The following is a 10,777-nucleotide window of genomic DNA, read 5'->3' as shown; positions in this document are numbered from 1 at the left end:
ACCCCAACCCTTTAGAGCGGGGGAGGTCAGCCTGAGGTGGTGGGGCTTTCGGTTTTGAAAACGTATATGCCCTGTGAAACCAGGAGTTTTGCTTTCTCTGGATCATACTCCCAGTCAGAGGGTAGTTTGCCGGTTCTCTTATAGTACTTCACTAGACGATGTATTTTCGACTCTACCTCTATAAGCCCTCTTAAACTATGGGTATCCTTGGGATGCTCCTCGAGGTGTCTTCTGAGGTTGACAGCCTGTTGCATTAAATGCATAAGGTCCTCTGGTATAGTGATTTTAATGCCGTGTTTTTCAAGGATCTCCGTGAGCTTCCTACCTGTTACTTGTCTTACTAATGGGATACCATATTGATCCCTAAGAATTACTCCTATCATTGATGGGGTATACCCTTTCTTCGCCAACTCTACGATCAGCAACTCTATATCGCTTGGACTCATATCTAGCTTTAACCATCTCGGTGGCCCAGCCCTCGCCGGCCGGGTTGAATGCGATTGACCCTTATCCCTCCTCTTATTCATAGCTCTGCAACCCCGTTGACACTATATCCCGGGTTAAACAATACACTATTAAACACCATAATATTTAAGAACAGATTTTAAATGTGACTCCTGTGGTAACTATTTCCTGCTATCCTGCTTTCTCCTTGATTTTTTCAAATACTGCTTTTACGGCTTTAGCTCTATGGCTATACTTATTTTTCTCCTCTACATCCATCTCGCCGAAGGTTCTATATGGTTGTTCCCTTGGAGCGAATACTGGGTCGAACCCGAATCCCTTATTCCCCCGAGGCGTGGTGGTTATGTATCCGCATACTTCTCCTTCTCCCCTTATTATCTCACCATGTATCACGGCGACAGCCACGGATTTAAAGCATGCATCTCTTTCACTGATCCCCTCCATTAGTTTCAATACACCATTTAATCCAAGCGTCTTGAAGACATAACTACTGTAGGGTCCTGGAAATCCATTTAGGGCTCTTATGAATAATCCAGCATCCTCAACTAGGACTGGTTTCCTTAAGAGGGAGTATCCTATTAATGCTGCGGTTAACGCTATGTTAGATAAGTCGTCATCCTGTATCTCGATTTTTAATCCCTCGAGGGGAGTGACATCGACCCCGTACTCCCTCGCTATGTCCTTTATCTCAAGGTACTTGTGTCTGTTACCTGAGAGAAGCAATAGTTTAACCGACATATCTCTCACGCATCACCGATCTCCTTAACTCCCTATCAATGTATCTACCCCGCGTGCTTATCTCCCTTAGTTTATACATGATTTCATCGAAGCTGCCGCTGTAATACTCTCTATAGGCTTTAAAATATGACTCCATAAAGGGTTTTAATAGATGAGGGTAGAGCGAGTAAATGCTTTTCTGGAGTAAATGTATATCTATAGCATGCTCCTCGATATCGGTGCTGTAGCCGGCTAAGCCGAAGTCTATTATGTAGACCCCCCTGCCGGAATATATAATGTTCGCAATAGTGAGGTCCCCGTGATAGATCTTCCTATTATGCATTAACGCGCTCTGCCTTCCTATATCCCATGCTATTTCTACGAGCTCTCTAGCCTCTATATCGGCTAGCTTCTCGGAAAGTCTCTCACCCTCGATATACTCCATTACTAATGCTCCTTTCTCGACATCCACTAGTAGAGGGGCTGGTACCTTTAATCCGGCTGCATAGAGTTCTGCAAGTATCTTTGCCTCATTCCTCGTTCTCGCCTGTATAAATATAGTGTCGTAGACTGGGTGTCTATATTGCTTACTCCTACGTTTCTTGATGACTACTTTTCTACCCAGGAACTCACCTATGTATATAACGGCTTCAGCCCCCCATAGATTGCTCTCACTGCTTAGAGCCATGGATAAGCCTCCTCATCAATCCTGTATCTCTGTTTTACATGTGTTTCCTCAGGCTTACTTGTCCTACCATATAGATATAATAGGAGCCCTGTATAAGCTATCATCACCCCGTTATCGCCGGCTACATCGGGCGGGGTACCATAATATTTTACGTTATAGATGGATGTAAGAGTCTCCATCTTCCATCTCAACACCTTGTTTGATGCGACTCCCCCAACTAGTAGGAGCTGTTTCTTATTGGTTAACGCGAGCACTCTTTCTGATACCTCGATAAGCATATTGAAGGCTGTCTCCCTGAGGCTGTTACATATCCTGCCCAGACTTTCCTTACCACCATTTGCTTCCTTCGCTAGTTTCAACGCGGCTGTTAAGAGACCCGAGAAGCTTAGATCGTTGCCTTTAATCGTGTATGGAAGGGGCTGGAACTCCTGGCTCCACTCGGCACATACATCTATAGCGTGCTTCCCATCAACCACATAGGGTGGAGCTATTCCTATTTCCCTGGTGAAGGTGTCAAAGAGGTTTCCTAATGGTATATCCAGCGTCTCCCCCATTACCCTATACTGGCTATTTTTCTGAACAAGTACCATCGTATTGCCCCCCGACACATATACTATGACAGGGTCATTGAAGCCGCTGAATAACTTACCGATTTCTATGTGGGCAACTGCATGATTCACCGGTGTTAATGGTATGTTGAAGTATTTAGATAGAAACCTAGCTATTGTCGCACCAACCCTGAGGCAGGGCCCAATACCAGGTCCTACTGCTACTGCAACGGTGTTGATGTCTCTCATAGAGACCCCGGCTTTCCCTAATGCCTCCCTGAGCACAGTGGGCGCGTTCTTCATGTGATGCTGTGAGGCTTCCCTAGGGTGAATGCCTCCTTTCTCAGGTTTATATTGACTACTAATATTTGCCAATATTTCTACGCTGCCCCTGGAAAACCTTAGGACTCCAACCCCGAGTGTATGGCTGGTCGACTCAATACCCAGTACTGTTACCTCTTTACCTTCTACACCTTCAGGCAGTTTTACAGGAACATGTATTTTTTGCATGGGCTTCCTCTCAAAAACCAGGGGTAGGGGGATCTAGAGTCTCTGCTACTTTTTATCTTATTTTACAAACTCTGTGTAATTGCATTTGCCGCAGTGCCATCTGGGTATTGGTTCCTTATGAAAAGCCATGAAGGAACCACACTTAGGGCACGTCTTATTCTTCCTCTTTATCGTCCCTGTATTGTAGTCTACCTCATATAATTTATGTATATACGGCATTAAGCACCAGCCTCCGTTGCTTGTGAGACTTTCTGCAGAGATTCTTCGTTTCGTTTAATAATGTATTCTGGCTCAAAAAGCTTAACGCGCTCCTCGCTGTCATATATATGGGCTTCCACGAGGCTCACACCCAGCCCGTACTCTGTTTCAACGTTTCTTATATACACTAAGTTTACATTTTTACCATAGACTTTTGCTAGTTCAAGTCTAAGCAACCCCTTGCTCGGAGTCCCCTCGCCAGGGTGTCCTACACGGAGTTTCAGCTCTATCCTCTTGATTAATGGATTATACCTCTCCTCCACTACCTCGCCACTATATTTACCGAGCGTTATGGTTCTACCCATAGCATTCTTCACCTTACAGGTTCATAATAACTATGTCCGGTTTTAACCCTTTAAGTATTTTTAAAACTCTTTCCCTAGAGGGAGATGAAATCACAACACCTACATCTGGTTGTCCATATATGATTTTAAAGCCTCTGACTAGTGTGAAGGGTATAACTAATAAGTCTTCCTCGCCTACTACACATATGCTTCTGGCTCCACCAATTAGCGATGATGTAAAGCTGTTTATGCTTATAGTGCCCTGTGGATTAACCACCAATACATCGCATTCTCTTGGCCCTACGTCCACGGTATGCCTCTTTGTTTTAGCATCAGTTATCCTCATTTCAACCATGTGGTTCTTTGAAACAATATCGCCTACAGCGGCATCAGCCCTCAACCCATATACTAGTCCTCTATCGGGGGATACGTAGAGGTCTCCCTGTGGAATACTTAGAGAGAGCCTGAAGTCAACAGGTAGCTTTAACACTGGTATCGCTTTATTCAAGCTTAACCACGTATTTACCTGGGTTGGTTATCCCGAGTATTTTAGCGATTAAGGACTTCTCCGGGTTAACGATTATAACGACTCCACTCCATTCAAAAGTAAAGTCCTGGGATCCACACACCGGGCATGTTTCAGCGTTTTTAGGTACTAGGGACCTGCATCTCCGGCATGCCTTAAAGGGTTTACCTCTACTACTCACCTTGACCACCCTGCTTACTTACCCACTCTAGCTTCCCCAGGTATGGTTGCTTCATCGTCATATGTATTCTCAACCCCTTACCCGGTAATATTCCAATAGTGTATATCTTTGCTCTGAGAATGTCTCCTTTCTCTATTGTTCTATGGGACTCCTCTAACATTATTGCCGAACGTGTATTGTCATAGGAAACCTTTTCCTCGGATACCTGGTTTATATGGATGAATCCATCTAAAACACCTAGGTTTAAATATATACCTGACTTAGCTACCGTAACTGCTTCGCCCTCAACAACTTCCTTGATGAATGGGCTGAATACTAGGGCACTCATTTCCACGTCATGGTATGTTGCACCATCTCCGGGTAGTATCCTCCCATTTTCATCGACTTTTACATCTATTATGGTTACTATAATCCCTAGCTTATGTTCGCCGCCCTTGGACTCTATTGATGCTATTGTTCCTTCGTACTTGCTCCGTAGTTCCTCAAGCGCCACGTCTTTCACTGGTCTCCCAAATTTTGCTGGCGGTATCCTGATTACATCATTTACTCTTATCAGTGAATACATGGTTTAATCACCAGTGTTTAAGTATGTGTTGATATTTTTAATTAACTATTATAGGTTTTAAATACTAATTATAATGATGCCCTTAAATCAGTAGAATGAGGGAACCCCTTCCACATCTATTCTCCACGACTCCTCACGGAGATATATTTCTGGTAGCCCACGGCTCCTGAGGCGCCTCCTTAACTCTTTATCATTTGTGGCTACCACGACGTTGTTTTCGCTGGCGTATCTTAATATAGCATCATCGACTGTTTCACCGGGGTTTACAGCGTAATCCACTATCTCACAATACCTGTTAACTATTTCAAGTGCTAATCTCGCCCTCCTACTAATACTGGGCTTCTCTGAGTCCGCTATTCTAACTAGTTCATCGTATACGGGCTTTATCACTATGTACCTTGGCTTCGTGAGAAGCTTCTCCTCTATTTGTTCAAGTACAGGTATGCCGTTAGCCATCATGAGAAGCATGTTTGTATCGAGTAAAACAGTTATCCCCTTATTCTGAGACACCCTCTATTATCCCCCAGCCAGCAAGCCTCCACCTTGCTAATACACGGCGGCTTATAGCTATCCTGGATCCACTCCATGTTGCAACAGGGTCTGTTAGCTCTATGGTCATTATATCTTTCCTTATAGACTTCACTACGGCTACCCTGTTCGCTGTACCGATTGCAACGGCTATTTTCTCATTCACCTGTATTGGTGGGAGTTTCCCTAGTTCTTTGGTGCCCACTATTCTCTCGAACAACTGGAAGCGCACCTCCAAGGTCTTCACAACTGGTATATTGTTCCTAGGAGTGGTTACTATTGAACCCACTAATTGATCACCTTTAGTTAGCGAGGGATCCAGCTTGGTCTGTATTGCCACCAGTCCTCCAGGTCTGGCCTCATCCACTATTAAGTTGCCATAGCGTACCTCCTCTATAGTCGTCACTATAGGCTCGTATTTGGAGACCTGTGATTTAGCACTCCCTACTTGCGTCTTTATCCCGGGGAGTATCATTATCTCATCTCCTACTCTGAAACGCCCTTGTAGAAGGGAGCCCCCGATTACTCCTCCCTCTATTTTATCATAGGGGGTGCCGGGCTTGTTTACATCAAAGCTTCTCACAACATACATTAATGGAGGCTTCGTGTAGTCTCTCTCAGGTGTTGGAATGATCTCTTGTATAGCTTGGAGCAATGCATCTATGTTGATGTGGTGTAGGGCGCTGACCGGTATTATTGGTGCGTTCTCGGCTACAGTGCCTTTAACCAGCTTTAAGATCTCGTTATAGTTCTCTAATGCGCGTTTTTTATCGACGACATCTATTTTGTTCTGAACAATGATGATGTTCCGTAAACCGAGGATGTTCAACGCCATCAAGTGCTCTACCGTCTGTGGCTGAGGACATGGCTCGTTGGCCGCGATAACTAATATAGCTCCATCCATGATCATTGCCCCACTCAACATGGTCGTCATATATAATTCATGACCAGGCGCGTCAACGTAGCTAACCCTTCTAAGCAACTTCGACTCAGAGCCGTCTGGACAATACTCTTTAATCGTGTATGCGTCAGGTAGCGGTAGCCCATCACAATAGGCGATGTTCCCATCAGCGTATCCTAGTTTAATAGTCATTCCACGTTCTATCTCTAGGCTGTGCTTTGCTGTCCAGACACCCGTCAATGCTTGGACCAGAGTGGTTTTACCGTGGTCAACGTGTCCAACGACGCCTATGTTGACCTCGGGTGGCTTAATATCCCACGGCATGATTACTTATTCACCTTAGCTAGAATAATTTAGTTTAGATTCATTTATAAATCCAAGCCGCCCAATCCTCATGTGCAGAGACTGCCATGGTTAAAAATAATTCATGCCTTTAGGGCGCTCTTTTATTTTGATTCATATACGATCTTCGTGTTTATTTGGACTATATCGGGCGCTATAGTGTTGCCTCTAACAGTCTTTCTCCTTCGTTCACCGTCTTCTTCGGGATGGAAACCTGGTGGACCCGATAATAACACCTTCTTTTTAACCGGCCCACTTATATCAGGCCTCATTGGGAAACCACTTATGTCGCTACCTCCTGTTATAGCTAGTTTAACCCCTTTCAGGCCGATTATTGATCCATCAATATAATCACCTATCTTAAGGCCGATAATAGTTTGCGTTCTCTCGTCATTTATCCTTATCTGCCATGCTCTTGCGCGGAAGATCTCGCCTTCCAGCTCGTTCTGTCCCGTTGCATTAATTAATTGCTCCATGCTGACTTTCACAACGTTATCAGGCACGTTGTCATCTATGATTATTCTCCCAGTAAACTTCACCTTGTCTCCTGTATCTGGACGCCGCATTCTTATAGTGGCTACCCCGTGGACAGCCCCTATTTCACTCGCTGTTTTACTATTTACTTTAAACACTGGTAGCTCCAGCTTCTCCTTCACTTTATCTGTGAGTTGTATTTCGGGGTCTCCTTCCACTTTTACTTTAACTAATTTCTCCTTCTTGGGTGCCTCCGGATCATTTACCACTATCTTGAAGTCAGGCATATCTACCACCAGTTGCCCGGTGGGTGTCTGGGGTATATTTTACCCAGTATCCCCTTTTTATACCCAGGGTTTTTAATGGTCTCTATTAGGGGCGTAGAAGCAACGTTTATGTTTTCTAGGGTTGTTAAGGGGGTTCGGGTCTGGTGGATACCTGTGATTACCTGTTTATAGGCTTTTAGACACTGGGTTACCTGGGTGGGCTCTAAAATATCTACAAGAATTCAGAAAGGATTTAGAACCCGCAACAGGCTGATGCCGTAAAATAAGAATTAACCGATATAAGCACGTTAATGGTTTAGAATAACTAGGCTTACTAGTGGGCCACATACAGTGTTTACATGGTGTTGGAGTTGAGTAGTGATAAGAAAACCTGGATTAGACAACCCATAATAGTTGTACTGGGTCATGTGGATCATGGAAAAACAACACTACTTGATAAGATCAGGGGTACAGCTGTAGCTAAGAAGGAGCCAGGCGAGATAACGCAGCATGTTGGAGCTAGTGTAGTACCTGCAAGTGTCTTAAACAAGATTACTGAGCCTCTAAAGAAGTATTTTCCAAAGCTAGTCATAGAGATACCGGGCTTACTCTTCATTGACACACCCGGGCATGAATTATTTAGTAATCTTAGGAGAAGAGGGGGTAGTGTAGCTGATATGGCTATACTTGTCGTAGATGTGGTTGAAGGATTCCAGCCTCAAACCATAGAGGCATTGAACATATTGAAGGAGAAGAGGGTGCCATTCATTGTTGCAGCTAATAAAATAGATAGGCTTGAGGGATGGAAAGCCTTTCCAGACACTCCATTCCTTGAAAGCGTTAAGGGGCAAAGCCCTAGAACGATAAGTATTCTAGAGGAGAGGATATACCAGTTGGTCGGCAAGTTATACGAGTATGGGTTTGAGTCGGAAAGGTTTGACAGGGTCAAAGACTTCAGGAGAACAGTTGCAATAGTGCCGATATCGGCTAAAACAGGTGAGGGAATATCAGAGTTGCTTGCACTTATAGCTGGCCTCGCACAGCAGTTCATGAAGAAGAAGCTTGTGACTAGTGAAGACGCTGCTAGAGGGGTAGTATTAGAGGTTAAAGAGGAGCAAGGCCTTGGCACCACTATAGATGTTATAATCTATGATGGAGTGCTAAGCAAAAACGATCTCTTCGTAGTTGCTGGTAAGAATGGCCCAATAGTTACAAGGGTTAGGAGCCTATTGATGCCAAGGCCCCTCCAAGATATGAGGATGCATGAGGGTCGATTCGTACAAGTAGACCTTGTCACAGCTGCTACAGGAGTGAAAATATCCGCCCCAGGACTCGAGGATGCATTAGCTGGCTCACCATTCTACGTAATACCCTCCGAGGATAGGGTCCAGGAATTCACCAGGGCGGTTCAAGAGGAGGTATCTCAGATAAGGTTTAAAGGGGAAAGCGATGGCGTCGTATTAAAGGCGGATACTCTTGGAACACTGGAAGCCCTCCTGGAGGCCCTTAGGCGTGAGAATATACCGGTTAAACTAGCAGATGTCGGCCATGTAACCAGGAATGACGTCCTAGAAGCCGCCATTGTTAGTAAATCTAAACCTGAGTATGGTGTAATACTGGCTTTCAACGTGAAGATCCTGCCTGAAGCAGAGGAGTTGAGGGCCCGGGAAAACATACCCGTGTTTAAACATAATATAATATACCAGCTACTCGAAGAATACCTTAAATGGTTCAAGGAATTCAGGGAGAGGGAGAGACTGAGGCAGGTAGAGTCTCTAGTAAGGCCAGGTAAGATAAGGATTATACCGGGGGCTATATTTAGGAGAAGTGAACCCGTTATAGTTGGAGTAGAAGTCCTGGGAGGCAGGATAAGGCCTAACTATCCATTAATGACAGAGGATGGGAGAAACATTGGCTTAATAATGCAGATACGCGACCGCGATAACGTGTTGAAGGAGGCGCTTGTAGGGCAACAAGTAGCTATAAGTATTAGGGGCAAGGTAATGGTGGGTAGGCACATAGATGAAGGCGATATCTTGTATACTGATATACCAAGTGAACACGTTAAATACTGGCTGACAACTTTTAGTAATGAGTTAAGCAATGATGAGAAACTAGTGTTGAAAGAAATAATTGATATAAAGAGGAAGAGCGATCCCCTCTACGGTATGGTGTTTCAGCAGATGTGAAAACAAAATAACCTGGCCTACTTTGTCTGCTGACCATACTTTAATGTCCACTTATACTTCCTAGGATCCCTCTTCATCCTGTAGTTATTAAAACACTTATTGCTGCAGAACCATAGTATCGTTCCATCGTTCATCACGTACATCAATCCTGTTCCAGGCTCCACGTCTCCACCACAAAACACGCATTTAGCCTGCTTCACCAAGGTAAACACCTCTCTTCCAGCCAGTGTCAACACAATGTATTGGTTACAAGGGTTTTAAAATACCTTTCTCTGATATAAAAGCATAGTGTTTAAATCGTGGTGGAGGCCATGAGTGAGAACAATAAGATAGTTTTAAAGTCGCCTGATGTGAACGTGGTAGAGGAGATAGGGTTCCCAGCCGAAGTAATACAGATACTTGGTAGGACAGGTGTTACAGGAGAGATAATACAAGTGCGTGTCAGAGTATTAGAGGGTAGGGATAAAGGTAGAATAATAACAAGGAATATAAAGGGGCCAGTGAGAATAGGGGATATAGTTATACTAAGGGAGACTGAGAGAGAGGCAAGAAAGCTGTCAAGCAAAAAGTAGATGCCTGAAACCAGGATGGTATGCTGTCTTCGTTTTATAGGTTTTTAGGGTTTTACAATTGAAAGCCCCGTCTTTTAGGGTTGGGTTGGAGATTTACGGGTTTTGTTTTCTCTTGTGTTTCTTGGTGATGAGTCTTTAGTGTTTACGAGCCTCAGCTATATTCGAGGCTGTGATCGCTGGAAACCATAGCCCCGCGTTAAGCGGGGTAGGGGTAGCGCGCCCGAGACCGGCTCACGGAAACTCAAGAAGAATTAGCTTTGGTGATAGAAGTGGCTGAGGTGTACTTTGCCAGGTGCAGCGTTATAAAGTATAGGAAGGGAGACATAGTCCTATACCCACTAGCAGGATACAGGGAGAAGATGAAACATCTGCACGGCAGAAGGGTGTATGCAATAATAAAGAAGACTAACACCAACACATACAAACCATTATAAAACCAGAAACAGCTTGGCGAGGCTGGAAACGGTTTTGAAAACCTGTTTTACTAATCGTTCAAGAACCTCGTCGTCCTGGGAGGATTTATTATTGTTCATATAAAAAACAATGAAGGGATGATTACCTTTATCAGCCGCTCTGAGCCCTTATCTGCTGGACACTCTTAATTATTTCATCGATTAAGTCCTTTGCTCCGCCTACATCTATTACTGCGACAGAGGCAGCAGATACCTCAATACCGGCTGCTTGGCCCAGTTTCTGTTTGCTTGGCACGTAGACATATGGTATCTTCTTCTCATCGCATAATAGTGGTAGGTGGGCAACTATT

Annotated in this window: 17 protein-coding genes; 3 read left to right on the top strand and 14 right to left on the bottom strand. The window is 44.4% G+C overall.

What is annotated here, in order from left to right:
• Window positions 1–26: 26 nt before the first annotated feature.
• The 12 genes from ACP5N5_RS03370 to ACP5N5_RS03315 form a co-directional block, all read right to left on the bottom strand.
• Window positions 27–527, bottom strand: coding sequence for a 30S ribosomal protein S15 (locus ACP5N5_RS03370; RefSeq protein ID WP_012609005.1), 501 nt, complete (start codon window positions 525–527; stop codon window positions 27–29).
• 109 nt (window positions 528–636) lie between these two features.
• Window positions 637–1,203: an RdgB/HAM1 family non-canonical purine NTP pyrophosphatase gene (gene rdgB, locus ACP5N5_RS03365; RefSeq protein ID WP_276813857.1), complete on the bottom strand. Its 567-nt coding sequence runs from the start codon at window positions 1,201–1,203 to the stop codon at window positions 637–639.
• Complete coding sequence (locus tag ACP5N5_RS03360) at window positions 1,193–1,870, bottom strand: Kae1-associated kinase Bud32 (protein WP_012609007.1); 678 nt, start codon at window positions 1,868–1,870, stop codon at window positions 1,193–1,195. Before ACP5N5_RS03360 ends, rdgB begins: the two co-directional genes overlap by 11 nt.
• Window positions 1,861–2,928 (bottom strand): KEOPS complex N(6)-L-threonylcarbamoyladenine synthase Kae1, encoded by a 1,068-nt coding sequence (gene kae1 / locus ACP5N5_RS03355; RefSeq protein ID WP_428132935.1) that lies wholly within the window; start codon window positions 2,926–2,928, stop codon window positions 1,861–1,863. The genes ACP5N5_RS03360 and kae1 overlap by 10 nt, the downstream gene beginning before the upstream one ends.
• A gap of 57 nt (window positions 2,929–2,985) precedes the next feature.
• Entirely contained in the window at window positions 2,986–3,147 is a 162-nt protein-coding gene (locus ACP5N5_RS03350; RefSeq protein WP_014768189.1) for a 30S ribosomal protein S27ae, read from the bottom strand.
• The gene (locus ACP5N5_RS03345; RefSeq protein ID WP_012609009.1) at window positions 3,147–3,491 is read right to left on the bottom strand and encodes a 30S ribosomal protein S24e; all 345 of its coding nucleotides are present in this window, start codon (window positions 3,489–3,491) and stop codon (window positions 3,147–3,149) included. The genes ACP5N5_RS03350 and ACP5N5_RS03345 overlap by 1 nt, the downstream gene beginning before the upstream one ends.
• Window positions 3,492–3,504: 13 nt before the next feature.
• Window positions 3,505–3,978 carry a DUF359 domain-containing protein gene (locus ACP5N5_RS03340; RefSeq protein ID WP_042666782.1) on the bottom strand — a complete coding sequence of 158 codons (474 nt, stop codon included), beginning with the start codon at window positions 3,976–3,978 and terminating at the stop codon, window positions 3,505–3,507.
• Window positions 3,971–4,177, bottom strand: a complete 207-nt coding sequence (spt4, locus tag ACP5N5_RS03335; protein ID WP_042666783.1) for a transcription elongation factor subunit Spt4 — start codon at window positions 4,175–4,177, stop codon at window positions 3,971–3,973. The genes ACP5N5_RS03340 and spt4 overlap by 8 nt, the downstream gene beginning before the upstream one ends.
• On the bottom strand, window positions 4,170–4,742 hold the full coding sequence (locus tag ACP5N5_RS03330; RefSeq protein ID WP_012609012.1) for a DNA-directed RNA polymerase: 573 nt from the start codon (window positions 4,740–4,742) through the stop codon (window positions 4,170–4,172). The genes spt4 and ACP5N5_RS03330 overlap by 8 nt, the downstream gene beginning before the upstream one ends.
• Window positions 4,743–4,829: 87 nt before the next feature.
• Window positions 4,830–5,252: a PIN domain-containing protein gene (locus tag ACP5N5_RS03325; RefSeq protein WP_276813862.1), complete on the bottom strand. Its 423-nt coding sequence runs from the start codon at window positions 5,250–5,252 to the stop codon at window positions 4,830–4,832.
• Entirely contained in the window at window positions 5,239–6,495 is a 1,257-nt protein-coding gene (locus ACP5N5_RS03320; RefSeq protein WP_042666784.1) for a translation initiation factor IF-2 subunit gamma, read from the bottom strand. The genes ACP5N5_RS03325 and ACP5N5_RS03320 overlap by 14 nt, the downstream gene beginning before the upstream one ends.
• Window positions 6,496–6,617: 122 nt before the next feature.
• Entirely contained in the window at window positions 6,618–7,274 is a 657-nt protein-coding gene (locus tag ACP5N5_RS03315) for a 30S ribosomal protein S6e (RefSeq protein ID WP_042666785.1), read from the bottom strand.
• Window positions 7,275–7,612: 338 nt separating this feature from the next.
• Here ACP5N5_RS03315 and infB point away from each other — a divergent pair, with 338 nt between their 5' ends.
• The gene (gene infB, locus ACP5N5_RS03310) at window positions 7,613–9,442 is read left to right on the top strand and encodes a translation initiation factor IF-2 (RefSeq protein ID WP_428132928.1); all 1,830 of its coding nucleotides are present in this window, start codon (window positions 7,613–7,615) and stop codon (window positions 9,440–9,442) included.
• 17 nt (window positions 9,443–9,459) lie between these two features.
• On the opposite strand, the gene ACP5N5_RS03305 is transcribed toward infB, so the two are convergent.
• Window positions 9,460–9,645: a 50S ribosomal protein L24e gene (locus ACP5N5_RS03305; protein ID WP_014768198.1), complete on the bottom strand. Its 186-nt coding sequence runs from the start codon at window positions 9,643–9,645 to the stop codon at window positions 9,460–9,462.
• Between the two features lie 108 nt (window positions 9,646–9,753).
• Between ACP5N5_RS03305 and ACP5N5_RS03300 the strand changes: the two genes are divergently transcribed.
• Both ACP5N5_RS03300 and ACP5N5_RS03295 read left to right on the top strand, forming a co-directional pair.
• A complete protein-coding gene (locus ACP5N5_RS03300) occupies window positions 9,754–10,014 on the top strand; it encodes a 30S ribosomal protein S28e (protein ID WP_014768199.1) in 261 nt (86 codons plus the stop codon).
• 269 nt (window positions 10,015–10,283) lie between these two features.
• Entirely contained in the window at window positions 10,284–10,448 is a 165-nt protein-coding gene (locus ACP5N5_RS03295) for a hypothetical protein (protein ID WP_428132921.1), read from the top strand.
• A gap of 130 nt (window positions 10,449–10,578) precedes the next feature.
• Here the strand turns inward: ACP5N5_RS03295 and ACP5N5_RS03290 are convergent.
• Window positions 10,579–10,777: ribosomal L7Ae/L30e/S12e/Gadd45 family protein (locus ACP5N5_RS03290; RefSeq protein ID WP_428132919.1), on the bottom strand; the 199-nt coding region annotated here is incomplete at its 5' end.

Origin of the sequence: Desulfurococcus sp. (genome assembly GCF_049970475.1) — an archaeon.
Taxonomy (GTDB): domain Archaea; phylum Thermoproteota; class Thermoprotei_A; order Sulfolobales; family Desulfurococcaceae; genus Desulfurococcus; species Desulfurococcus amylolyticus.
This window is presented reverse-complemented; position numbering and strand designations above follow the sequence as displayed.